This is a genomic window from Pseudonocardia oroxyli (assembly GCF_900102195.1).
Classification (GTDB): Bacteria; Actinomycetota; Actinomycetes; order Mycobacteriales; family Pseudonocardiaceae; genus Pseudonocardia; species Pseudonocardia oroxyli.
On the sequence record NZ_FNBE01000026.1, the window covers coordinates 17,563 to 41,017 of the forward strand.

At 73.2% G+C, this 23,455-nt stretch carries 22 protein-coding genes; 9 read left to right on the forward strand and 13 right to left on the reverse strand.

Going from position 1 to position 23,455, the window contains the following annotated elements; genetic code table 11:
• Window positions 1–2: 2 nt before the first annotated feature.
• Window positions 3–1,322 (reverse strand): ammonium transporter, encoded by a 1,320-nt coding sequence (locus BLS43_RS27740; RefSeq protein WP_093089666.1) that lies wholly within the window; start codon window positions 1,320–1,322, stop codon window positions 3–5.
• Window positions 1,323–1,403: 81 nt separating this feature from the next.
• Window positions 1,404–2,600 carry an FAD-dependent oxidoreductase gene (locus BLS43_RS27745; protein ID WP_093089667.1) on the reverse strand — a complete coding sequence of 399 codons (1,197 nt, stop codon included), beginning with the start codon at window positions 2,598–2,600 and terminating at the stop codon, window positions 1,404–1,406.
• 79 nt (window positions 2,601–2,679) lie between these two features.
• Between BLS43_RS27745 and BLS43_RS27750 the strand changes: the two genes are divergently transcribed.
• The gene (locus BLS43_RS27750) at window positions 2,680–3,093 is read left to right on the forward strand and encodes a MarR family winged helix-turn-helix transcriptional regulator (RefSeq protein WP_218130038.1); all 414 of its coding nucleotides are present in this window, start codon (window positions 2,680–2,682) and stop codon (window positions 3,091–3,093) included.
• 988 nt (window positions 3,094–4,081) lie between these two features.
• Here BLS43_RS27750 and BLS43_RS27755 read toward each other — a convergent pair.
• Entirely contained in the window at window positions 4,082–5,074 is a 993-nt protein-coding gene (locus tag BLS43_RS27755) for a LacI family DNA-binding transcriptional regulator (protein ID WP_093089668.1), read from the reverse strand.
• Between the two features lie 47 nt (window positions 5,075–5,121).
• On the opposite strand from BLS43_RS27755, the gene BLS43_RS27760 reads away from it, so the two are divergent.
• From BLS43_RS27760 to BLS43_RS27770, 3 genes are all read left to right on the forward strand, one after another.
• Window positions 5,122–6,714, forward strand: a complete 1,593-nt coding sequence (locus BLS43_RS27760; protein ID WP_093089669.1) for a glycoside hydrolase family 13 protein — start codon at window positions 5,122–5,124, stop codon at window positions 6,712–6,714.
• A 269-nt stretch (window positions 6,715–6,983) separates the two neighbouring features.
• The gene (locus BLS43_RS27765; protein ID WP_093089670.1) at window positions 6,984–8,333 is read left to right on the forward strand and encodes an O-antigen ligase family protein; all 1,350 of its coding nucleotides are present in this window, start codon (window positions 6,984–6,986) and stop codon (window positions 8,331–8,333) included.
• A complete protein-coding gene (locus tag BLS43_RS27770) occupies window positions 8,333–8,596 on the forward strand; it encodes a hypothetical protein (RefSeq protein WP_093089671.1) in 264 nt (87 codons plus the stop codon). Before BLS43_RS27765 ends, BLS43_RS27770 begins: the two co-directional genes overlap by 1 nt.
• 16 nt (window positions 8,597–8,612) lie before the next feature.
• On the opposite strand, the gene BLS43_RS27775 is transcribed toward BLS43_RS27770, so the two are convergent.
• Genes BLS43_RS27775 through BLS43_RS27785 form a run of 3 tightly spaced genes read right to left on the reverse strand, consistent with a single transcriptional unit; the run spans window position 8,613 to window position 10,797 of the window.
• Complete coding sequence (locus BLS43_RS27775; RefSeq protein ID WP_093089672.1) at window positions 8,613–8,993, reverse strand: DUF5313 family protein; 381 nt, start codon at window positions 8,991–8,993, stop codon at window positions 8,613–8,615.
• A gap of 9 nt (window positions 8,994–9,002) precedes the next feature.
• Window positions 9,003–9,866 (reverse strand): SDR family NAD(P)-dependent oxidoreductase, encoded by an 864-nt coding sequence (locus BLS43_RS27780; protein ID WP_093089673.1) that lies wholly within the window; start codon window positions 9,864–9,866, stop codon window positions 9,003–9,005.
• 25 nt (window positions 9,867–9,891) lie between these two features.
• Complete coding sequence (locus BLS43_RS27785) at window positions 9,892–10,797, reverse strand: LysR family transcriptional regulator (protein ID WP_093089674.1); 906 nt, start codon at window positions 10,795–10,797, stop codon at window positions 9,892–9,894.
• A 70-nt stretch (window positions 10,798–10,867) separates the two neighbouring features.
• Here BLS43_RS27785 and BLS43_RS27790 point away from each other — a divergent pair, with 70 nt between their 5' ends.
• Window positions 10,868–12,016 carry an acyl-CoA dehydrogenase family protein gene (locus BLS43_RS27790; RefSeq protein ID WP_093089675.1) on the forward strand — a complete coding sequence of 383 codons (1,149 nt, stop codon included), beginning with the start codon at window positions 10,868–10,870 and terminating at the stop codon, window positions 12,014–12,016.
• Here the strand turns inward: BLS43_RS27790 and BLS43_RS27795 are convergent.
• Genes BLS43_RS27795 through BLS43_RS27805 form a run of 3 tightly spaced genes read right to left on the reverse strand, consistent with a single transcriptional unit; the run spans window position 11,994 to window position 15,075 of the window.
• Entirely contained in the window at window positions 11,994–12,764 is a 771-nt protein-coding gene (locus BLS43_RS27795; RefSeq protein WP_093089676.1) for an alpha/beta fold hydrolase, read from the reverse strand. The two genes, BLS43_RS27790 and BLS43_RS27795, sit on opposite strands and share 23 nt — an antisense overlap.
• Before the next feature lie 30 nt (window positions 12,765–12,794).
• Window positions 12,795–13,619 carry an SDR family NAD(P)-dependent oxidoreductase gene (locus BLS43_RS27800; RefSeq protein ID WP_093089677.1) on the reverse strand — a complete coding sequence of 275 codons (825 nt, stop codon included), beginning with the start codon at window positions 13,617–13,619 and terminating at the stop codon, window positions 12,795–12,797.
• Window position 13,620: 1 nt separating this feature from the next.
• Window positions 13,621–15,075 (reverse strand): flavin-containing monooxygenase, encoded by a 1,455-nt coding sequence (locus tag BLS43_RS27805; RefSeq protein ID WP_093089688.1) that lies wholly within the window; start codon window positions 15,073–15,075, stop codon window positions 13,621–13,623.
• A 70-nt stretch (window positions 15,076–15,145) separates the two neighbouring features.
• Between BLS43_RS27805 and BLS43_RS27810 the strand changes: the two genes are divergently transcribed.
• On the forward strand, window positions 15,146–16,171 hold the full coding sequence (locus BLS43_RS27810; protein WP_093089678.1) for an AraC family transcriptional regulator: 1,026 nt from the start codon (window positions 15,146–15,148) through the stop codon (window positions 16,169–16,171).
• Here the strand turns inward: BLS43_RS27810 and BLS43_RS27815 are convergent.
• Window positions 16,146–16,886, reverse strand: coding sequence for an alpha/beta fold hydrolase (locus BLS43_RS27815; RefSeq protein WP_093089679.1), 741 nt, complete (start codon window positions 16,884–16,886; stop codon window positions 16,146–16,148). The two genes, BLS43_RS27810 and BLS43_RS27815, sit on opposite strands and share 26 nt — an antisense overlap.
• 177 nt (window positions 16,887–17,063) lie before the next feature.
• On the opposite strand from BLS43_RS27815, the gene BLS43_RS27820 reads away from it, so the two are divergent.
• Both BLS43_RS27820 and BLS43_RS27825 read left to right on the forward strand, forming a co-directional pair.
• Window positions 17,064–17,651: a TetR/AcrR family transcriptional regulator gene (locus BLS43_RS27820; RefSeq protein ID WP_093089680.1), complete on the forward strand. Its 588-nt coding sequence runs from the start codon at window positions 17,064–17,066 to the stop codon at window positions 17,649–17,651.
• A 112-nt stretch (window positions 17,652–17,763) separates the two neighbouring features.
• A complete protein-coding gene (locus BLS43_RS27825) occupies window positions 17,764–19,266 on the forward strand; it encodes a flavin-containing monooxygenase (RefSeq protein ID WP_218130039.1) in 1,503 nt (500 codons plus the stop codon).
• 44 nt (window positions 19,267–19,310) lie between these two features.
• Here BLS43_RS27825 and BLS43_RS27830 read toward each other — a convergent pair whose 3' ends face one another.
• Window positions 19,311–19,661, reverse strand: coding sequence for a hypothetical protein (locus tag BLS43_RS27830; protein ID WP_093089682.1), 351 nt, complete (start codon window positions 19,659–19,661; stop codon window positions 19,311–19,313).
• A gap of 160 nt (window positions 19,662–19,821) precedes the next feature.
• On the opposite strand from BLS43_RS27830, the gene BLS43_RS27835 reads away from it, so the two are divergent.
• On the forward strand, window positions 19,822–20,727 hold the full coding sequence (locus tag BLS43_RS27835) for a DUF8129 domain-containing protein (RefSeq protein WP_093089683.1): 906 nt from the start codon (window positions 19,822–19,824) through the stop codon (window positions 20,725–20,727).
• A gap of 26 nt (window positions 20,728–20,753) precedes the next feature.
• On the opposite strand, the gene BLS43_RS27840 is transcribed toward BLS43_RS27835, so the two are convergent.
• Together BLS43_RS27840 and BLS43_RS27845 are read right to left on the reverse strand one after the other, a co-directional pair.
• Window positions 20,754–21,599 (reverse strand): Ltp family lipoprotein, encoded by an 846-nt coding sequence (locus tag BLS43_RS27840; protein WP_218130040.1) that lies wholly within the window; start codon window positions 21,597–21,599, stop codon window positions 20,754–20,756.
• A gap of 113 nt (window positions 21,600–21,712) precedes the next feature.
• Complete coding sequence (locus tag BLS43_RS27845; RefSeq protein WP_176921605.1) at window positions 21,713–22,885, reverse strand: HNH endonuclease; 1,173 nt, start codon at window positions 22,883–22,885, stop codon at window positions 21,713–21,715.
• Between the last annotated feature and the right edge of the window lie 570 nt (window positions 22,886–23,455).

Here is a 23,455-nt window from a genome sequence, read left to right on the forward strand (position 1 = left end):
GCTCATACCTTCAGCTCCTCGACGTGACCGTTCCGCATGACGGTGACGGGCGTGCCCTCGGGGTACGGGGTGGCGGGCACCTCGGACAGGTCGAGGCCCGCCGCCTCGACCGCGGGCGGGGTGCGCAGGGACTGGGCCTTCTTCAGGATCCAGGACAGGCCGTAGCCGGGGACGAAGCCGAGCGCCGCGAACACGACCAGTGCGACGAGCTGACCCCACAGGGAGATCGACGGGTTCCCGTCGGTGTTCGGGTACCCGCCGAGGAAGATCCCCGCCATGATCAGCGAGAACGCGCCCGCGCCGCCGTGCACGGCGACCGCGCCGACGACGTCGTCGATCTTGAAGCGGTCCAGCAGCATGCCGATCATCGGCACCAGCGCACCGCCCGCGAGCGCGATGAGGAACCCGAGCGCCGGGTGGTAGAGGTCCATCCCGGAGGCCACGGAGATCACGCCGGCCAGCCCGCCGGAGATCGTCCAGAACGGCTCGCCGCGTGAGGTGAGGTAGGCGCCGATGATGCCGCCCGCGAGGCCCATCAGGGTGTTGAAGGCGAAGGCGGACAGCGTGGTCGGGCTGCCGTAGATCGTCTCGAAGCCCTCGCCGGTGTAGATCACGCAGCCCATCAGGAAGCCGAAGAACCCGACGAAGATCAGCATCAGGCCCAGCATGGTCATCGGCAGGTTGTGCGGGCGGATGTCGCGGACCGTGCCGTCCGGCGCGTACTTGCCCAGGCGCGGGCCGAGGTTCAGCAGGACGCCGAGGGTGAAGGTCCCCGCGATGAGGTGGACGCAGCCCGCGGCGCCGACGTCGTGCAGGCCGAGCTGGGTGAGCATCCAGCCCGACGGGTGCCAGCCCCAGGCCGCCCCGATGATCCACACGACCGAGCCGAGCACCGTGGCCAGGATGAGGAACGCGCTGGTGCGGATCCGCTCCAGCACCGCGCCGGACATGATCGAGCCGGTGGTCGCGGCGAAGAGGGCGAAGGCGCCCCAGAAGATGCCGCTGGCCGGGTCCTCGATGTTCGGCCCCATGTTGTCGCTCCACGGGAGCGCGGCGACCGCGGCGTCGCTCATCGCGAACCAGCCGCTCGGCATGGCGTTGTAGAGGAACCAGCCGACGAAGTAGAAGGACGCGACCACGACGGCGAAGGCCAGCAGGTTCTTGATCGCGGTGGCCAGGACGTTCTTCGACCGCGACGCCCCCGACTCGTACGCGAGGAAGCCCGCGTGGATCAGGATCATCAGGGCGATGGACATCCAGTAGAAGAACTCGTTGTTCACCGCGGTCATGGTCTCGACGGCGGACTCGACTTCGGGCGGCACGAAACCTCCATGGGGGCCGGGAGCGCGCCGATCGTACGGTTGTGCAACGTTTGTCCGGTTACAACCGTGTGCACGAATCTTTCAGACGTGGGTCGGCTCGTCCCAGGCGATCGGGTGTCGCAGCAGCCACACCGGCGAGGCCCCGCCGCGCCTGCTCACCCACCGCAGCAGCATCGGCATCATCGCGTCCCGCACCACCCGCCCGACGGGGCCGGCCGCCTTCTGGGAGCTCGCCCGCCTCCCGGCCGCGACGACCGCCTCCACCCGCTCGCGACGCAGCGCCTCGAACGCGCCGAACGCCCGGTCCACGGGGAGGTCGCGCAGGCAGCGGGCGAGGATCACGGCGTCCTCGATGGCCATCGACGCACCCTGCCCCGCCGACGGCGAGGTCGCGTGCGCCGCGTCGCCGATCACGATCATCCGGTCCCGGTGCCAGACCGGGACGCGGGGGACGTCGTAGGTCGCCCAGCCGACCAGCGGACCGGGTGCGGCACGGACGATGTCGCAGGCGGGCGACCGGTCGACCGACAGGAGGTCCAGCAGCCAGGTCCGCCAGTCGGCGTCCGTCATCGCCGCCAGGACCCCGGGACCCGGCTCGTCTCGCCGCGGCGGGTTGGCGAACCACGCCACACCACCGTCGGGAGTGGCCGACCAGCCGAAGAAGCAGCGTCTGCCGAACATCATCTGGAACTCGTCCGACGGCGTGTCCAGCGCGAACCGGGGAACGAACCCGCCGACGTTCAGCACCGGGGTGTAGCGCACCGGCGGGGCCGCGGGGTCGATCAGCGTGCGGACCCGGGAGCGGATCCCGTCGCAGCCGATCAGCAGGTCGCCCTCGGCCGTGCCACCGTCGGCGAACTCGGCCCGGACCCGGTCTCCGACCCGGCGCGCCCCCACCAGCCGGCTGCCGAGCCGGATCTCCGCCCCGCGGGCGACCGCCTCGTCCCGCAGCGCGCGGTAGAGGTCCGACCGCGCCATCAACCGCCCCACCGTCCCGTCCTCCAGCGGCGCGCCCAGGCTCAGCTCGCCGAGCTCGCGACCGGTCCCGGAGAAGAAGCGCATCCGACGCGACGGGAACCCGACCCGCTCGACGACCGGGTGGGCGTCGATCGCCCGCAACGCCGTGATGCCGTTGACCTGCAGGGTCAGCCACGCTCCGCGGTGGTCCGCGGTCTCGGTGTCCGCCTCGTACAGCTCCGCGTGCAGGCCCGCCTTCTGCAGTGCCATCGCGAGCACCGGGCCCGCCACCCCCGCGCCGATCACCAACGCCGTCGTCATCTCGTATCCTCACTCGGGTCGCCAAGTATCTCGTTCAGACGAGTATCTTGGCAAAGCGAGATACTTGTCAAGGAGAGACGTGGACGTTCGGGACGAGATCATGGGCTCGCTGGTGCGGTTCATCGCGAGCGTCGTGCTGCACAACCACGCGGTGTCCCAGCAGGTCGGGCTCGGCCCCACGGACTCCCAGTTCATGACGCTGCTCGACGTGCACGGCCCGCTCTCCCCCGGCAGGCTCGCCGAGCTGACCGGGCTGACCTCGGGCACGGTCACGGGCGTGGTCGACCGCCTCGAGAAGGCGGGCTTCGTGCGCCGCGACCGCGACCCGGGCGACCGCCGGAAGGTGATCGTGACACCGGACCGCCGCGCCGCCGAGCAGCGGCTGCACCCGCAGTACGCCGCCTACGACCGCGCGACCCGAGACCTCCTGGACCGACGCAGCCCGCAGGAGCAGCGGGTGATCGCCGACTTCCTCGCGGACCTGCTCCGGTAACCCGCGCTGCCGCGGGACCTCGACCCAGAGCGGCAGCTGCCCCGGCCCCGGCCCGTGCGGGCGCCGAAGGTGCCACGAGACCTCCCCGGGGCCGCGGGCATGGCCGTGCACCTGCATTGCGACCACCTCCGCCACCAGTGCAGCACAGGCCACCGACACTTTCCGGTGACGATTCCGCCGCCCGCCCCACACCATGATCCACCCGTGGGGAGGAGCGCGGTCGGGATTCGACCGCACAGCTCCCGGGCTGTGGATCATGGACTGGGTGGCGGGTCGAGCGGGGCCAGGTGCGAGTCGGGCGGGTCGTGCCGGTCGGGCCGGTCCCAAGTCCGGCCCCGTGGCCGGTGTCGCCGACGGCGGGCCGGCACGGTGCCCCGGCCCGTCTCGCGCTCATGATCCACCCCTTGGGAGGGAACCGGTCGGGATTCGTCCGCCCGGCTCCCGGACTGTGGATCATGGACGGCCGGGCGGGTCGGGGTGGGTCGGGCGAAGCGGGCCGGTCGGGCGGGTCGGGCCGGTGTCGCCGTCGGCGGGCCGGGACCGTGACCTCGCCCGTCTCGCGCTCATGATCCACCCCTTGGGAGGGAACCGGTCGGGATTCGTCCGCCCGGCTCGCGACGAGTAGATCATGGCTGGCGGGCTGGTCGACGTCGGGCTGAGCCGAACCGGGCAGGGCGTGGCCGGGCGGCAGGGCTGGGGCGGGCGGAGACTCGGGTCGGTGGGTCGTCTCGCCGTGGGCCAGGTGGGCGCGGTCCCGCCGCCCCGACGCCCATGATCCACCCATGGAGAGTGGTCCGGTCGGCCATCGACCGCGTGACGCCCGACGAGTGGATCAAGACCCCGAGGCGGGCGGGCCGAGTCGGTGGGCGGTCCTCGACCAGCACCCTCGGCGACGCCGCGGCGGTACTCGCCGGTGATGTGGTGGGCCGGGTCCGCCTTCATCGAGCAGCGGTCGGAGCGCCATGGCGGGCGGATTCCGCCGCGTGGATCAGACCGCGGGCGGGCCGGTGGTGCCGCGGACGACGAGCCGGGTAGGGAGATCGACGTCCGGGACCCCGTCGAGCACGCCCGCCAGCGACTCCAACAGCAGGGCCGCGGCGCGTTCGCCCTGCTCACGGGCCGGCTGCGCGATGGTCGTGAGGTCGGCGTACTCGGCGACCGCCTGGTCGTCGAACCCGACGACGGACACCCGGCCCGGGACGTCGATCCCGGCGCGGCGCAGGGTGCGCAGGGCGCCGAGCGCCATCTCGTCGGACATCGCGAACAGGGCGGTCGGCAGCCGGGGCCCGCTCAGCAGCCGGTCGACGGCGCGGGCGCCCGCGGGCGCGTCGTGTCCCGTCGCGACGACCCAGTCCGGGTTCGGCTCCAGACCCGCCTCGGCGAGCGCGTCGAGGTAGCCGAGCCGCCGGGCCTCGGCGGTGGCCCGCCCGACGAAGTCGTCCGGGTCGAAGGCCAGCAGCGCGATCTCCCGGTGCCCCAGCGCGACCAGGTGCCGCACCGCGGCCACCGCGCCCGCCCGGTCGTCGATCCCGACCCGCGGCACGCCCGCCCAACTCCCGCCCACCACGGCGACGGGCACCGCCAGCTCCTCCAGGCGCGCCTGCTCGGCAGGGGTGAACGACGACGCCACGACGATCAGCCCGGCCAGACCCCACCGCTCGTCCGGGAGGGCCGCGCGGGCGGCCGGGTCCCCGACGTTGTGCAGCAGGACGTGGTAGCCGCCCGCCCGCAGCGTCCGCTCGATCCCGCCGACGGCCTCGGCGAAGAACCAGGCCGAGGGGAACCGCGCGAGCGCGGCGACGGTCTGCGCACCCCGCGGCCGCCGCACGGGTCGGGGGTAGGCGAGCTCCGCGGCCGCCCGCCGGACCCGCTCGTCCGTCTCCGGGGCCACGTAGGAGGTGCCGGACAGGGCCCGGGACACGGTCGAGGGGGCCACCCCCGCGCGCCGCGCGACGTCCCGGATCGTGGGCTTCTCCCCCATGTGGAACAGTATGGAACAACACCTGCAACACGTGGAGGAGGGTCAGGGTGCGAGAGTCCGACTGGTGGCGGAGCGCGGTGATCTACCAGGTCTACATCCGCAGTTTCGCGGACGGCGACGGGGACGGGATCGGCGACATCGCCGGGCTCCGCAGTCGCCTGGACCACCTCGCCGACCTGGGCGTGGACGCCCTGTGGATCAACCCGTGGTACCCCTCCCCGCTGGCCGACGCCGGGTACGACGTCGCGGACTACCGCGCGATCGAGCCGCGGTTCGGCACGCTGTCCGACGCGGAGGCGCTGGTCCGCGAGGCGCACGAGCGCGGCATGCGGGTCATCCTCGACATCGTCCCCAACCACACGTCGTCGCAGCACGCGTGGTTCCAGGAGGCCCTCGCCGCGGGCCCGGGCTCGGCGGCCCGCGAGCGCTACCTCTTCCGCGACGAGCCGAACGACTGGAAGGCCATGTTCGGCGGCAGCGCCTGGACCCAGGTGCCGGACGGGCAGTGGTACCTGCACCTGTTCGACGTCGAGCAGCCGGACCTGAACTGGGAGGACCCGGAGGTCCGCGCCGACTTCGAGCAGACCCTGCGGTTCTGGTTCGACCGCGGGGTCGACGGGTTCCGGATCGACGTCGCCAACTCGTTGATCAAGGAGCAGGGCCTGCCGGACGTCGGGGAGAAGGGCCACCACGACCCCGGCCCGCACCCGCACTGGGACCGGGACGAGGTCCACGAGATCTACCAGGACTGGCGCCGGATCGCGGACTCCTACGACCCGCCGAAGGTGTTCGTGGCCGAGGCGTGGGTGCCCGAGGCGGACCGCTTCGCCCGCTACCTGCGCGCGGACGAGCTGCACACGGCGTTCAACTTCGACTTCCTGAAGGCCCCGTGGCGGGCGCCCGCGCTGCGCGAGTCGGTGGAGCGGACGCTGCGCGAGCACGCCGTCGTCGGGGCGCCCGCGACCTGGGTGCTGTCCAACCACGACGTGGCGCGGCACGTGTCGCGGCTGGCCCGGGACCCGGGGGCGGACATCGGCACGTCGCTGGACTCGCTGCTCGGGGTGCCCGCCGATCTCGAGCTGGGCCTGCGGCGCGCCCGCGCGGCGGCCCTGTTGATCCTGGCGCTGCCCGGCGGCGCGTACGTCTACCAGGGCGACGAGCTGGGCCTGCCCGAGGTCGAGGACCTCCCCGAAGCCGCGCTCGACGACCCCACCTGGCGTCGCTCCGGCCATACCGAGCGCGGCCGGGACGGCTGCCGGGTCCCGATCCCGTGGTCCGGTGACTCCGCGCCGTTCGGCTTCGGCCCCGGCGAGGGGCAGCCGTGGCTCCCGCAGCCGGACTGGTTCGTGCGGTTCGCCGCCGAGCGGGAGGACAAGGACCCCGACTCGATGCTGAACCTGTACCGCACGGCGCTGCGGATCCGCCGTGCCGAGCCTGCGCTCGGTGACGGGCCGCTGACCTGGCTGGACGTCTCGCCGGGTGCGCTGGGCTTCGTCCGCGACCCGGGCTTCGCCCTGCTCCTGAACATCGACGCGGAGCCCTTCGACCTCCCCGAGGGAGCCGAGGTCGTCCTGACCAGCGCCCCGCTGACGGACGCGGGCGAGCTCCCTCGGGACACCGCGGCCTGGATCCGGGTCTGATCCACCCGGGTGTCCGACTCGCGTGTCGGAACCGGGGGACTCGCGGGGGGTGCCCCGCGAGTCCCCCGTTCCGGACACGCGGAGTCTCCCTTCTGCGGGTGGGCCCGCGCCGGTGACTGTCAGCTCACGGTCGACGGCCGGCCCGCGCGTGTCGCTCACGCAGTGTTCATGATCACCGCGAACCACTCGTTCGTGAGGTCGCCGGAACAGGTGATCGGTATCCCGAACCACGCGCCACAGGTGCACCCTCCGTCACGGGGGTACACATCATGCTCATCACAGAGGCACCGATCCGCGCCACCACCGGATCAGGACACCGGACCACCGCCACGGTGCTCGGCGCGGCGCTCGCGGTCGCCGTCCTCGGCCAGGGCGCGTTCCATCCGGGCCCGTTCCTGCTCTGCGCCGTCCTCGTCGTCGCCGCGGGGTGCTGCGCGCTCCGGGAGCGCAGCCGGACACCGGTAGCGCGCGGCCCGCTCCTCGCGGCCGGACTGCTGGGTGCGTTCGCCGCGTGGGCGCTCGTGCGGGCCGCGGTGTCCGGGGACGCGCTCCTCGGCCTGCCCACGGCGGCGGTCGCGGGGGTGCTCGCGATCGCGATCGTCATCGCGGCCGGGCTCGGGCCCGCCGCCCGCGACCTCCTGCGCGGGGTGGTGCTCACCCTCGGCGTGGTCGTCGCGGCCGCGGGCTGGATCGGGACCGCGCTGCACCTGGCGCCGCTGTCGATCCCGGGTGTCGGGCTGTGGCGGGCCTCCTCGACCCTGACCTACGCCAACGCCGCGGCCGCGGTCCTGGTGACCGTTCTGATCGTGGCCGTGACCCGGGTCGAGGACCGGCTGCACCGGCGGCTGCTCGTCGCGGTCCTGCTCCTCGGGCTGGCCGCGACCCTGAGCCGCGGCGGGGCGCTCGCCCTCGCCGTCGGGCTCGTCGTCCTCGCCTGTACCCCGGCTGGGCGCACCCGCCTGCGCTCCCTCGCTCCGGTGCCCTTCGCCGCAGGACTGGGCTTCGTCGGGCTGCTGCCGTCGCTGCCGGAGGGCGCCACGCCGCAACCCCTGCTCGCCGCCGCGGGTCTGGCCGCGGGTGCCGGCCTGCTCCTGCGCGGGACCCCGCGGCTCGCCGCGCTCGCCGCCGCCCCCGTCCTGGCCGTGACCGGGCTGGTCGTCGGTCCGTGGGGCAGCCCGCCGGTCGACACCGCGGTCGTCGCCATCGCCGACACCCGGCTCAACGGCGATTCCTCGGCCCGGGTCGACCTGGCGCGGGTGACCCTCGAGCAGTTCCGGACCGCACCCGTCACCGGGATCGGGCCGGGCAGGCTCGACCTGACCTACCTCGACCACGCGGGCAACCGGGTGCACGCCTGGTTCACCCACCTCGAGTACCTGCAGGTCGCGACGGAGACCGGACTGGTCGGGCTCGCCCTCGTCCTGGCCGCGGCCGCCGCGCTCGCGTTCGGGCACCGCTCCGCGGCGGGCCTCGCGATCCTCGCTGCGCTCGCCGTGCAGAGCGCCCTCGACTTCCTCTGGCACATCCCGGCGGTCCCGCTGCTCGCCTGCGCGGCCGTCGTCCTGATCAGCCCCCACCCGACCGACGAGCCCCACCCGACCCACAAGGAGATCTCCTGATGACCACGCAGTCCCGCACGGTCCTGCGCACCGCACTCATCGTCCTCGGAAGCGGAGTCCTGGTGTGGGCGGGCGGCGCCGCGCCCGCCCTCGCGGACTACAGCCCACCGTCGGTGGTGATCTGCAAGAGCAACCCGGTGGCCAACTCGGGCCTCGCGGTCGGCCAGTTCAGCAACCCGGTGCCCGCCGGGCTGTGTCAGCCGGTGGGTGGGTTCAGCGCCCCGAACGCGATCCCCGGGATCCCGCCCTTCCCGCCGAACTGACGACGCACAGCGCGTGCTACCCGTAGCGCCGGCGGTAGGCCGCACGGCGCGCCTCGCGCTCCGCGCGGGCCGTCACGTCCCGGACGGCCTGCGCGTAGCCGGGCGGGTAGCCGGCGCGGCGGACCCGGTGGTCCACCGCATCGTGCAGCAGGAAGATCGCGAACTGGGCGGAGACCAACCAGCCGAGCAGCAGCCCGCACAGCCGCACCCACAACGGCCCGGGCACCAGCAGCACGATCGGCACCGAGACGATCACCAGGGGCACGACGGTGCGCGCCAGGTGCCGGACCACCCAGGTGGAGCACGTGGCGTCGTGCAGCACCCAGTCGGCGTACCGGGCGGGCAGCCTGCCACCGCAGGCGTACCAGACCCACCTCAGCACTCCAGGACGCTGCACGTCCCCAGGTTAGAGCGAGAGCCCCATCCCGGGCTGCGGCGAGGACAGGTCGACGACCGAGGACCACTGCGCGGCCAGCTCGGCCACCGTCGGGGTCTTCTCGAACGCGGCGCCCGCGGCGTGGAACAGCTCCACGCGGTGGTAGCGGCCGAACCCGGCGACGAAGGTGGCGCCGTTCTCCTCGAGCTCGTCACCGCAGAGCAGGCCGATCAGCGGCGCGACGAAGTCCGGCGGGAGCTTGTCCAGGACCTCCTGCGGCATGATGTCCGTGGTCATCCGCGTGGCGGCGACGGGCGCCACGGCGTTCGCCTTGATGTCGTACTTCGCGCCCTCCTTGGCGAGGGTGTTGATCAGCCCGACCAGACCGAGCTTGGCCGCGCCGTAGTTGGCCTGGCCGAAGTTGCCGTAGAGCCCGGTGGTCGAGGTGGCCACCACGATCCGGCCGTGGGCCTGCTCCCGGAAGTGCGGCCAGGCGCTGTGGATCACGTTGTAGGCGCCGTAGAGGTGCACCTTGAGGACCGCGTCCCAGTCGTCGTCGGTCATCTTGATGAACGTGCGGTCCCGCAGGATGCCCGCGTTCGCCACCACGCCGTCGATCCGGCCGAACGCCTCGAGCGCGGTCGCCACGATGGCCGCGCCGCCCTCGGCCGTGGCCACGCTGTCGTGGTTGGCGACGGCCCGGCCGCCCGCCTCGATGATCTCGGCGACGACCTTGTCGGCCGCCGACCCGTCGCTCCCGGACCCGTCCCGGGAACCACCGAGGTCGTTGACCACGACCTGCGCACCCTCACGCGCCAGGAGCAGCGAGTACTCGCGCCCGAGCCCGCCTCCCGCCCCGGTCACCACGACGACCCTGTCCTGAACCCCGGCCATGTCCGCTCCCTCGCATACGACTGCCTCAATCCTTATACCGGGGCGGCGGCGAAGAAAAGGCGGCGTGGCTCACGCCCCGCTCGAGCTCGCGCGAGACGACCTCCATCGCGGGCGACGGGCGGCGCCCCGCCGAGCGGGCCAGGACGACCGAGCGGGTCACCGGGAGCGGGCCGCCGGAGAAGACCCCGGCCGCGACGTCCGCCTCCACCGCCACCGCGGGGAGCACGGTCCAGCCCACCCCGGACGCGGCCAGCCGCTTCTGCGTGATCATGGTGTTGACCTCGACGATCCCGTCCAGCTCGACGCCGGCGCGGGCGCACGCCCCGTCGAGCAGGGTGCGCAGGCCGTGCGGCGGGGCGGGCATGACGACGGGGTGTGCGGCCAGATCGGTCAGCGCCACCGGCCCGCCCGGCCAGTCCCCCGGCGGCGCGACGGCCCAGAGCGACTCCTCGAACAGCGGTCGCACCGCCACCGAGGCCGAGGTCGTGACGTCGTAGAGCAGCGCGATCTCGACCGTGCCGGACTCGAGCCACTCCTGCAGGTGCCCCGAGTAGCCGGTCATCAGCCGCAGCCGGATGCCGGGGTAGTCCTGCCGGACCCGCGCCACCAACCCGACGGCGACGGCCTCGGTGAGGCTGTCGAGCAGCCCCACCGCCACGCTGCCGCCCACCTCGACGCTGGGCTGCACCTCGGCCCGAGCGCGGTCCAGCTCGGTCAACGCCCGCCGGGCGCGCTCCACGAACGCCAGCCCGGCCTCCGTCGGACGCATGCCCGTGCGGCTGCGCACGAACAGCTCCACTCCGAGCTCCTCCTCCAGCGCGTGCACCTGGCGGGTCACCGCGGGTTGCACGAGGTGCAGCAACACCGCGGCGCGCGTGACGCTGCCGGTGTCCGCGACGGCCACGACCGCCCGCAGCTGCCGGACCTCCATGCCACTCCCTCATGACCCCATCAGGAGCCGGCATTGTACGGCGACGGCCATGCGGGCTCATGATGGATGAATGCTGAGTACCGAGGAGCGGGCAGTCGTCTCGACGGTCCGGGAGTGGGTCGACCGCGAGGTGAAGCCGGTCGTCGCCGACCTCGAGCACGCGGACACCTACCCCGAGAAGCTCATCGAGCAGATGAAGGAGCTCGGGATCTACGGGCTCGCGATCCCGGAGCCGTGGGGCGAGGCCCCGGTCTCGATGCCCTGCTACGCGCTGGTCACCGCCGAGCTGGCGCGCGGGTGGATGTCCCTGGCCGGCGCGATGGGCGGGCACACCGTCGTGGCGAAGCTGCTGCAGTCCTTCGGCACGCGGGAGCAGCAGGACCGCTACCTGCCGCGGATGGCGACCGGCGAGCTGCGCGCGACGATGGCGCTCACCGAGCCGGGCGGCGGCTCGGACCTGCAGGCGATGACCACCCACGCCGCGCGCGTCGGCGACGAGTACGTGATCAACGGCGCCAAGACGTGGATCTCCAACGCCCGCCGCTCGGGGCTGATCGCGCTGCTCTGCAAGACCGACCCCGAGGCCGAGCCCAAGCACAAGGGCGTCTCGGTGCTGCTCGTCGAGCACGGTCCCGGGCTGACCGTGTCCCGGGACCTCAAGAAGCTGGGGTACAAGGGCGTCGAGACCTGCGAGCTGGTGTTCGACGACATGCACGTCCCGGCGTCCGCGGTGCTCGGCGGTGAGCCGGGCCGGGGCTTCGCGCAGATGATGAAGGGCCTGGAGACCGGGCGGATCCAGGTCGCCGCGCGCGCCCTCGGCGTCGGGCAGGCCGCGTTCGACGACGCGCTGCGCTACAGCCAGGAGCGCGAGTCCTTCGGCAAGCCGATCTGGCAGCACCAGTCGATCGGGAACTACCTCGCGGAGATGGCCACCAAGCTCACCGCCGCCCGCCAGCTCATCCTGTTCGCCGCCGAGAAGTTCGACGCGGGCGAGCGCTGCGACATGGAGGCGGGCATGGCGAAGCTGTTCACCTCCGAGATCGCGATGGAGGTGGCGCTCAACGCCGTGCGCATCCACGGCGGCTACGGCTACTCCACCGAGTTCGACGTCGAGCGCTACTTCCGGGACGCCCCCCTGATGATCGTCGGCGAGGGCACCAACGAGATCCAGCGCAACGTCATCGCCGCGCAGCTGGTCAAGCGGGGTGGGCTCGCCTGACCACGTCCCGGACGAGGGCCAGCACCTCGTCCGGATGGTCGAGGTGCACGGTGTGCGTGGCTCCGGGCCAGGTGGTCACGGTGGCGCCGAACGCCGTGGCCAGGGCCTCGTGCGAGCGGCCCATCGCGCCCGGCCGCGCCCGGTCCGCCGAGACGACCGCGGACGGCAGCAGCGGCAGGTCGGCCGTCCGGAACCCGTCGGACAGGGCGGCGATCCCGCGGACTGCCGCAGCGAGCCTCCCGAGGCCGCCGTCGAACAGGGTGTCGATCGCCGGGACGCTCTGCGCGGGCAGCGGCGCCTTCAGCACCGCACGCCGCCCCGCGGCGGCGAAGCCCTTGTCCAGCAACGGCCCCAGGCCCGGCAGCCGGGCGGGCCCGCCGAGCAGGCGGGTCTGCCACTCGATGATCCGGCACAGCCGCGGATCGGTGATCGGCGTGGCGTCGAGCAGGACGATCCCGGCCAGGTCCCCGGGGTGATCACGCGCCCACAGCGCCGCGACGGCCCCGCCGAGGCTCTGCCCCACCACGACGGCCGGGCCCATGTCCAGCGCGCCGACCAGCGCGTGCAGGTGGGCCGTGGCGTCCTTCAGCTCACCCGGCCCCGCGGTGCCCGTGCCGGGCCGGTCGTGCACGACCACGCGACAGTCGCCCGCGAGCCCCTCGACCAGCCCGGGGAAGAAGCCTGTGCAGGGCGCCGCCCCGCCGGGCACGAGCACCACCGGCGGCCCGGACGGCCCGTGCACCTCCATGGTCGTCACCCTATCGGGGTGACGACCGGCTCAGGCGCGGCGGGCGAGCAGGGCGACCAGCCGGTCCAGCACCGGGCCGTAGGAGCCCGGCAGCACCCGGGCGAGCACGTCCGGGACCTTCGCGCTGGAGGCGATCAGCACCCGGGTCCGCCGGTTCTCGACACCGTCGAGGATCTCGGCCGCGGCCTTCTCCGGCGGGTAGCTGAGCAGCTTCGCGAACGCGGCCTGGTGCTGCGCCGCCTCGTCGGGATCCACACCGGACCCCAGGCGCGCGCTCTTCGCCACGTTCGTCCGGATGCCGCCGGGGTGCACCTGGGTGACCCCGGTGCCGGTCTCGGCCAGCTCGTGGCGCAGCACCTCGCTGAAGCCGCGGATCGCGAACTTGCTCGACGAGTATGCCGACTGCCCCGCGGGGCCGATCAGCCCGTACAGGCTGGACACGTTGACCAGGTGCCCACCCGGCTCCGCGGTCAGCGCGGGCAGCAGGTGGTGGGTCAACACCACGGGCGCCCGGAAGTTGATGTCCATGACCCACTCGAACTCGTCGAGGGTGACCTGGCGGAACCGGCCGCCGAGCGCGACCCCCGCGTTGTTGATCAGGAGTCGGACCGGGGTCGACGCGAGCTCCTCGCCCAGCGCCGCCACCGCGGCCCGGTCCGCCAGGTCCACTACGTGGGTCTCGACCTTCACCGTGGCGCGCACGCGGGCGGCGACGCGTTCGAGCCCGTCCGCGTCCCGGTCGACCAGGACCAGCGGGCTGCCGCGCTCGGCCAGGCCGTAGGCGAGCTGCTCCCCGATGCCGCTCGCGGCGCCGGTCAGGACGGCGGTGCGTCCCGCGAACCGGTACTTCTCCATCTCAGACCTCCTGCAGCGAACGGGCCGGCGTGAACACCATGTCCTCGGCGAGGTCCGCGCGGGACATCTGGACGAGGTCGACGACATAGTTCTGGGTGACCCGCCAGGGCGCCGCGGTGCCCTGGTGCGGGAAGGCGTCGATCGAGCGCTGCACGTAGCCCGAGGTGAGGTCGAGCAGCGGACGGCGCTCCATGGCGGCGGGCGTGGTCGGCGCGGCCGAGTCGTAGCCGTGCTTCTCGAGGTGGGTCAGCAGCCTGGTCACGTAGCGCGAGGACAGGTCCGCGCGCAGCGTCCACGAGGCGTTCGTGTAGCCGATGCAGTAGGCGAGGTTCGGCACGCCGGAGAGCATCAGGCCGCGGTAGGAGTAGGTGTCCGCGAGGGTCACCGGCTCGCCGTCGACGCTCAGCGACAGCCCGCCGAGCGGGAGCATCCGCAGGCCCGTGGCGGACACGACGATGTCCGCCGTCAGCTCCTCGCCCGACGCCAGCCGGATGCCCTTCTCGGTGAAGGTGTCGATGTGGTCGGTGACCACGGACGCGTCCCCCGCCCGGACGACCTTGTAGAAGTCCGCGCCCGGCACCACGCACAGCCGCTGGTCCCAGGGCTCGTACCGGGGCGTGAAGTGCTGGTCGACGGCCTGCTCGTCGAGGAACCGCAGCGCCATCCGGCGCAGCGTCTTGCGCACGAGCGTCGGTCGCCGCCGCGCGAGCTGGTAGAAGGCCTGGGTGACGGCGATGTTCTTCGCCCGGACGATGCGGTGCGCCAGTCCGGCGGGCAGCCGCCGGCGCAGGGTGTCCGCGAAGCCGTCCCGTGGCGGCAGCGCGGTCAGGTAGGACGGCGACCGCTGCAGCATGGTCACGTGCTCGGCCTTCTCGGCCATCGCCGGGACCAGGGTGACGGCGGTGGCCCCGGACCCGATCACCACGACCCGCTTGCCGGTGTGGTCCAGGTCCTCGGGCCAGGCCTGCGGGTGCACGAACGTGCCCGCGTAGTCGGCGAGACCGGGAAAGTCCGGCTGGTAGCCCCGGTCGTAGGAGTAGTAGCCGGCGCAGAGGTAGACGAACTTCGCGCGCCACTCCCCCCGGCTCGTGCGCACCGTCCAGCGCTGGTCCGCGCTGGACCACTCCGCGGCGGACACCGTCGTGTCGAACCGGATGTGCCGGTCGATGCCCGCCTCGCGCGCGGTGTCCCGGATGTAGGTGCGGATGCTCTCGCCGTCCGCCAGGGACTTCTCCCCGCGCCACGGCCGGAAGGGGTAGGAGAGGGTGAACATGTCGGAGTCGGACCGCACGCCCGGGTACCGGAACAGGTCCCAGGTGCCGCCGATCGCGGAGCGCTGCTCGAGGATCGCGTAGCTGTCCCCCGGGCGCTCCTGCTGCAGGCGGTACGCGGCGCCGATGCCCGAGAGACCGGCCCCGACGATGAGGACGTCTGTCTCGACCACGTCGTCGTTCATGGCCTTCATCGTGGCCTCCTCCCCCTCGCCGTGCTTATCCGAACGCGACAATGATTTATCCTCACGCGACATGGGAGCGGTGGTGCGGGCAGCGTCCCTGCGGGGACTGCCCCAGCTCGTGGACGGTCTGGGCGGCGACTCCGCCGCGCTGTTCGCCCGGTTCGGGATCGACCCCGCCGCCCTCTCCGCGGACGACGCCGTGGTGGCGGTCCGCACCGTCGGGCTCCTGTTGGAGGTGGCCGCGGCCGAGCTCGATCGCCCGGACCTCGGCCTGCTGCTCGCCGAGCGGCAGGACACCGGGATCCTCGGCCCGCTCGCCGTCGCGATCGAGAACGCGGGGACGCTCGGCGAGGCGATGGCGAGCGCCTCGCGCTTCCTGTTCGTCCACAGTCCCGCGCTGTCGATCGCCCTGGTCCCCGACCCGGAGGAGGTGCGCGGGGTGGCCGCACTGCGCTACGGGGCGACGGGCCCGGAGCCGATGCCCGCGCAGGCGTCGGATCTCGGGCTGGGGCTGCTGCACCGGATCATCGTGCTCCTGCACGGCGGTCCGTACGGCCTGCGGTCCGCCCATCTCACCCATCCACCACTCGTCCCGGTGACGAGATACACGGACTTCTTCGGCGCGGACGTCCGCTTCTCGCGGGACTCCGGCGTACTCCGGCTGCCCGCCGGCCTGACCGAGGCGCGGATCGCGGGCGGGGACCAGGTCCTGCGCACCCTCGCACTGGACTACCTGGAGAGCCGCTTCGCCGAGCCCGGCCAGACCGTGTCCGGACGGGTGCGGGGGGCGCTGGCCCGCTCGCTCGGCTCCACGGCCCCGCGGGCGGGGGACGTCGCCCGTCTGCTGCGACTGCACCCCCGGACCCTGCAACGCCACCTCGCGGCGGAGGGGACCACCTTCGAGCGGATCCTCGACGACGTCCGCCGGGACACCGCCCGCCGCCTGATCACCACGACCGATCTGCCGTTCACCCAGGTCACCGCCATGGTGGGGCTGCGCGCCCAGTCCGCCCTGACCCGGGCGTCGAAGCGCTGGTTCGACCGCACGCCGACCGAGCTCCGCCGGGCGGCTACAGGCTCGCCCAGAACTCCGTGAGCGCCGCCGCGGCGCGCGGCGGGTCTTGCACCATCCACCAGTGGCCCAGGTCGGGCAGCTCCGCCACCCGGGCGCCTGCCCGCGCCGCGGTCCGGCGCCGGTACTCGTCCGAGCCCACGACGTGGTCCGCACCGGCCACGACGGCGAGCCCGGGCCGGGTGCCGAGCCCGCCGAGATCGCGACCCAGCTCCGCCATCACCGGCTGGACCGCCGAGCGGTAGAGCAGGAGCACCGCCGCCCCGAGCTCGGGCCCCTGACCGGCGGCGATCTCCGAGGCGAGGTCCTCCGGGAATCCCCGCTCGACGAGCGCCGCGCGACGGGCGTCGAACGACTCGAACCGGTCGGCGACGTCCGCCTCGCCCACGCCGGGGGTCTGCCACCGCTGCGCGAGCTCGTGCCACACGTAGTCCGGGTCGAACGCGCCGAGGGTGTCACTCGCCCAGCTGCGGACGAGGTCCGGGCGCAGGTTCACCGCCGCCAGCACGTGGTTGCCGCCCCAGTCGTGACCGACGAGGTCGACCGGGCCGTCGAGCGCCGCCAGCTCGCCGACCAGCCAGTCCCGGTACTCCAGGACGGTCGCGCCGAACCCCGCGGGGAGCGGCGCACCGAACCCGGGCGGCGACAGGCACACCACGTCGTCTCGCCCCAGCTCGGCGAGCATCGGCCGCCAGACCGCGGCCGTCTCCGGGTTGCCGTGGACGAGGACGACGGTCACGAGGGCGTCCCGGGCGCGGTCGGCTGCAGCACGGACTCCCCCACCGGGCCCTCGCCCTGTCCCACGAGGCGCTCCAGCGCCCGCTCATCGATCTCGATCATCGCGGTCCTCCTCCGGATCCGCCTCCACTCTGACATACTTGCTATTCAACACGCAACTTGATGATAGGGTCCCGACATGCCCCGCCGCACCCAGGCCGAACGCCGCGCCCAGACCGGCGTCGCCCTCCTGGCCGCCGCGGCGGATCTCGTCGTCGAGGGCGGGTTGGGCGCGTTGACCCTGGCCAGGGTCGGCGAGCGGGCGGGGTACAGCCGCGGGATCGTGACCCACCACTTCGGCTCCAAACAGGCCCTGGTCGCCGCGCTCGCCCGCACGACCCAGAGCGGCTTCGTACCGGGCGTCGACCACGCGCCCGGGCTGGAGCGGCTGCTGTTCCTGGTCGACGGGTACATCGGCGCGCTCGCGGGCTCCGGGCCCGCCAACCGGGCCTTCCTGCTGCTCTGGGCCGAGTCGCTGACCTCGCCCGAGATCGCGGAGACCTTCCGCGCCCGGGACGCGGGGTTCCGTGCCGACCTGCGCGCGGACGTCGCGGCCGGGATCGCCGCGGGCACCGTCCGCGAGGTGGACCCGGACGACACGGCCGTCGCGATCCTCGGACAGCTCCGCGGGATCGCCCTGCAGCACCACCTGGACCCCGCCGCGGTCGACCTCGACCGGCTGCGCGGTGCCGTCCGGGAGCAGTGGCGGCGCGCCCTGTCGCCCTGAGCCTTCGTCCGGCGCGACGACGGGCCGACCCCAGTGTTGTGCGGCGCGCACGAAGAGCGAGGGGCCCCGGTCGCTCACGATGAGACGCAGGACACAGGGAGGTGTACCCACCGTGACGACTTCCGCCACGACCGACCGCCCCGCCACGCCCACGGACGCGGGCCACGTCGACGTGCTGATCGTCGGAGCCGGGGTCTCCGGCATCGGCGTCGCGCACCACCTGCGCGAGGCGTTCCCCGATCGGAGCTTCGCGATCCTGGAGGCCCAGGACGCCCGCGGCGGGACCTGGTGGACCCATCAGTTCCCCGGCGCCCGCTCCGACAGCGACCTGTTCACCTACGGCTACCGGCACAAGCCGTGGCGCGGCCCGTCGATCGCCGCGGGTGGGGCGATCCTCGAGTACCTCGACGAGGTGATCCAGGAGGACGACCTCGCCGACAAGATCCACTATCGGCACCGGGTGACCGCGGCGGACTTCTCCTCGGCCGAGCACCGCTGGACCGTCGACGTGGTGCGCGAGGACACCGGCGAGGAGCTGCGCTACACCACGGACTTCCTGTGGATGTGCTCCGGCTACTACAAGCACGACGAGCCCTACACCCCGGAATGGCCGGGGATGGACCGCTTCCGGGGGCCGATCGTGCACCCGCAGTCCTGGCCGAAGGACCTGGACTACGCCGGGAAGAAGGTGGTGGTGATCGGTTCCGGGGCGACCGCCGCCACCGTGGTCCCGAACACGGCGAAGACCGCCGCCCACGTCACGATGGTGCAGCGCTCGCCGTCGTACTGGTTCGCCGCACCCACCGTCCACGAGCTCGCCGCCACCCTGGAACCGCTCGACCTGCCCGCCGAGTGGACCCACGAGATCCTCCGCCGCCAGTACATCCAGCAGCTCGACTGGCTGGCCACGACCGGCAAGGACGACCCCGACCAGCTGCACGAGTTCCTGATCGAGGGCATCCGGCCGCTGCTGCCGGAGGGCACCGACATCGAGAAGCACTTCACGCCGACCTATCGGCCGTGGCAGCAGCGCATCGCGTTCGTGCCCGACGGCGACATGTTCGAGCGGATGCGCGAGGGCAAGGTCTCGATCGTCACCGACACCATCGAGGAGTTCACCGAGAGGGGCGTGCGGCTCGGCTCCGGCGAGGAGCTGGAGGCGGACGTCATCGTGACCGCCACCGGGTTCCGGCTCTCCGCCTTCGCCGACGTCCCGTTCCGGGTCGACGAGGAGGCCGTCGACTTCCGGACGAAGGTCACCTGGCGCGGCCTGATGATCAGCGACGTGCCGAACATGGCGTACGCCTTCGGCTACTTCCGGCACAGCTGGACGCTGCGGGTCGACCTGGTCGCAGACGTCGTCGAGCGGATCATGCGGCACATGGACGAGTCGGGCCTGCACACCGTGACCCCGAAGCTGCGGCCGACGGACGCGGACATGCCCCTGCGGCCGTGGTCGGACCTGGACAACTTCAACCCCGGGTACGTCCAGCGCTCGCAGGACCGCATGTTCGGCCAGGGCGACCGGGAGCCGTGGCTGCACATGCACGAGCACGACGTCGACCGCGTCGAGCTGCCGAAAGCGGACATCGAGGACGGACTGACCTACTCCTGAGCGGGCCGCGGCGCCGACGCACGCGGGTGCGTCGGCGCCGTCCGCTACCTCCGGAGCAGGGCGAGCGCCACACCGTTCAGCGCGGCCCAGCCGAGGGACACGGCCAGGGTCTTCCTCTTGGCGTCCGACGGGATGTCGGACAGGCCGAAGGCCACCGCGTCGCCGAGGTCGGCGCCGATGCGGACCCCGAGCGCGAACTCGAGCGCCCTGCCGGTCGGCGCGGTCGCGACCGCGACACCGGAGGCCAGGTCGCGGGCACCCACGGCGCGGGTCAGCACCTGGGCGGGCGCCGAGTCGCCCAGCCCGGTCGGCCCCGTGAGCACCGAGGGCCGGACGAGCGTCGCGACGGCGTAGGCGGCGGTCGCGACGCCGAGGGCGCGAGCGAACGTGGTCATGGTTCCTCCGATGATCGACTGCGCCGGGCTACCCGGATCGGTCCCGCGCCACGCACGGGGTGTGCGAGTGCCCACAGGCCGGTGTACTCCGCGTCGGGCCGGGGAGCCCCTCAGCTCGCCGTCCCCGTCCCCGTCCCCGTCCCCGACCCCGAGGAGCCCCATGACCGACACCAGGACCGCCGTCGTCGCCCAGCTCCGGGCGCTCGAACACCTCACCCGCACCGAGATCGCGCTGGCGCGCACCCGCACCGCCCAGGCACGCACCGACGCCGTCCGGGACGAGCTGCTGGACAACGCGGCGAAGGCGGAGGACCGCTCGGCCGCCATCGCCGACGCGCTGCGCGAGCTGGGCACCGTGCCGGACGTCGTCGCGCCGGCGGTCGGGTGGCTCGGCACGCTCGTGAAGGGCGCCGTCGAGCAGACCCAGCCGATCGACGAGGCGCTGCTCGGCGACCTCGCCCTCGAACACCAGCTCGCCGACCGGGCCCGGTACCTCAAGGCGCTCACCCGGTCCGGGCCGGTGCACGACCTGGCCGACCGGCTCGTCGCGGCCCACACCGAGACCATCGGGTGGCTGCAGGGCGTGCTCGCCCAGGAGGCGGGCGGCGGGCCGACCGCCCTCGCACCCACACCGCTGCAGACCGTGGCCGCCGGCGTCGGCAAGGCCGCCCAGCTGCCGGTCCGACTGACCGTCGAGGGCGTCAACAAGGCCGCCGACCGGGTGCAGGCCGGGCTCGGCAGGATCGCGGGCACCGCGTCCACCGCCGGGCAGGTCCTCGCCGGTGGTCTCGAGTCCGCCGCCCGCCGCGCCGAGGAGACCGACGACGGCGACCTCGCCCATGCCGTGCGCCGCGAGACCGGCGGGCTCGCCGCCGCCGAGCTGCCGATCCCGACCATCGACCAGCTCTCGGTCGCGGACGCCTCGGTCGCCGTGGCCAGGCTGCGCGACCCCGCCGACGTGCGTGCCGTGCAGCGCTACGAGGAGCGCCACAAGAACCGCCGCGGGGTGCTGAACGCGCTGCGGGAGCAGGCGGAGACGGTCGCGCGGGACGCCGCGGGTCGGTGACGGGTCGGTGAGGGGTCAGTGAGGGGTCAGAGCCCCACGGCGTCTGCGCCGTGCTCGGCTTGGGCCTGGGTGAAGCCCTCGTACTTCAGCTGCTCGATCAGCCCGGACCGGGAGAACGAGGTGAACTCCAGGTAGCTCTGGGCCTTCTTCGCGGCCTGGTCGGTCCAGTCGACGGTCACGTGGTCGACGGCGTACGTGGCGTCGGCCTTCGAAAAGCCCTCGTACTCCAGCTGCTCGATCAATCCCGTACGGGAGAACGACGCGAAGGACAGGTAGCTCTCGGCCTTCCTGACCGCATTGCGCTGCGACACGCTTCCTGAGGGGGCCGCAGGCTGGGCAGCCGCCGGGGCTGCGGCGACAGCAGGTGCGCGAGACGCGGGGGCCGCCGGTGTCACCGCCGCGGCCGGTGCGCGGGACGTCGTGGGGGCAGGAGCAGCGGTGGGCGCCGCCGCCACGGCGGGTGCGCTCGACACGGTCGGCACCGACAGCGGGGAGCGGGACGACTCGGGCAACTGCGTGTAGCCCGACCGGCTCGCCGTGCTCGACGAGGACCCGCCGCCCGTCAGCGCGGCGACCACCAGGGCGAGAACGGCGATCCCGCCGAGAACGCCACCGGCGAGCATGGGCCGCTTCGACCGCTTCGGATGAGGCAGGCGGACGGGCACGTTCGTCGGGTGCGGCTGACGCTGCAGCGGGATCCCCCGCGCCCCGTACGTCGGCTGGGGAGCCTGCTGCGTGTACTGCGGCGACGGCATCTGCTGCGTGTACTGCGGCGGGGGCGCCTGCCGGGTGTGCGGCCCGGGCCGGCGGCCGTACGGATCGTGGCCGCCGTGCGGCTGTCCGCCGTGCTGTGGGTTGCCCGGGTACGTCATCGGGGAGGCTCCGTTCGATCGTCTGCTCTCCCCATCGCGCGGCGTGGGCGTGGCCGTACACAGTGAACGTGCAGTTCATCAGCATTGCGTACGATTTGTGCGTCCTCGCCGCCCTACAGCCGCAACGCGTAACGGCGTCCGGTAGGCGTGACGGTGGCCGCGCCCTCCACACTCCACCCGGCCTGTTCACGCACCTGGTTGTGGAAGGCGCAGGCACCGCGGCCGTTCTCCAGACTCGTCGCCCCGCCTTCGGACCAGCGTCTGCGATGGTCGAGGTGGGCGATCGGGGCGTCACAGCCCGGTTCGGTGCACCGGCCACGGTCCCGGGCCCGGATCCAGTCCGCCAGCACCCCACCGAAGGCGCGGCGGCGGGAGTCACCGCCGATGACGATCCCCTCCTTGGTGACCAGCCGCCGCCAACCCACACAGGTGGCCTGGTCGAGGAGATCAGTGGTGCCGAGGCCCGGGATCTCCGCCGGCAACGGCGAGTCCGGGTCCAGCAGCGACTCCACCGGCACCAGGACTTGAATCTCCACCTGCGCCGGGGTCGTGGCGGCCTGCCCACTCAGGCGCTCCACGAGCGTGTCGGCCATGATCTGCCCGCGGGTCCGGGTCACCGGCTCCGGGGACACCCAGTGTTCGGTGACCGCCTTGCGCAGCGCCGCGTAGCAGGCGATGGCCTGCTCCATCGGCAACAGCGCCCGCAACACCGCCATCCCGTCCTCGGCGGGAGAGATCGCGACGTGCCGGTCCCGACGGGCGGCACGGGCACGTTCGGCGAAGGCTTCCGGCGCCACCGCCGCGGCGACCGTCCGGGCGAGGTCGGCGACCTTGCGCACCCCGAGCATGGGCAGGTCGTGTGTGGTGAGTCGACGGTCCAGCTCGGTCCGTTCGTCAGAGCTCAGGTGTCTGGCGGCGGCGACGATCGCGGCGACCCGCCGCTCGTCCAGCTCCCCGGCCGCGAACGCCTCCCGGATCTTCTCCAGCCCGGCGTGCAGGTCACGGGCGAGTCGTAGCTGGGTGCGGGCCCGGGTGGGCGAGATCCGCAGGGCGAGCCCGAGCTGCCCCACGATGCTCGCCTCGACCCGTTCGGGATCGGCCAGCGCCTCCTCCAGCCGGGCCTCGACCTCCCGCTGCGCCGCGGCCCGGACCTCCTCGGCGATCTCCGCGTCGATCCGGTTCCGCAGCGCGACCAGCCGCTCGATCCGGGCGAACCCCGCGGCCCGCTCCTCCCGCGACGGCACGGTGCCTGTCGCTGCGGGAGGGTCCGTGAGGGTCGTGGTCATGCAGCCATCATAGCAGCTCAGCACCCATGAAACGAACATGTGTTCGATCCATGTGGACCGGCCGTCGCCCGTACCCGCTGTGATGCCTCAGGACATGGGTGACAGTTCTGCATCAGGACTTTGGTGACGGTTGGCGTGTCAGGACATCGGTGACACTCGGGGGGGGTGTTTCGGGCGGCGTCCGGGGGAACGACCGTTTCCGACATAGCGGATGCCGGGTTCGGGTCTGTTGCGCTCGAGGAGGATCTCGCCGTCGAGGTCGGCGACGATGATCGTGGCGCCGGGCTGGATGCCGGCGCTGATGATCAGGACCCCTGCCTGAACGCGTGCTCGGCGCCGATCTCGTAGAACACCTTGTCGAGGGTGATCGTGGCGGTGGAGCTGACCTTTCGGACGCGGGTGCCGGCCGGGAGACCTGCTGGTGGGGTCGGGCGGTTCCGGGGCGGGGTGGATCGGCCTTCGGTGTGGCCTGCCACGCGGCTGCCGGTGTGGTGCGGCCGGGCAGTCCTTGGTGGGGGCGTTCGGCGTTGTCGATGTGGTCGAACGCGTCGATCTGGGCCTGGAGCTGCG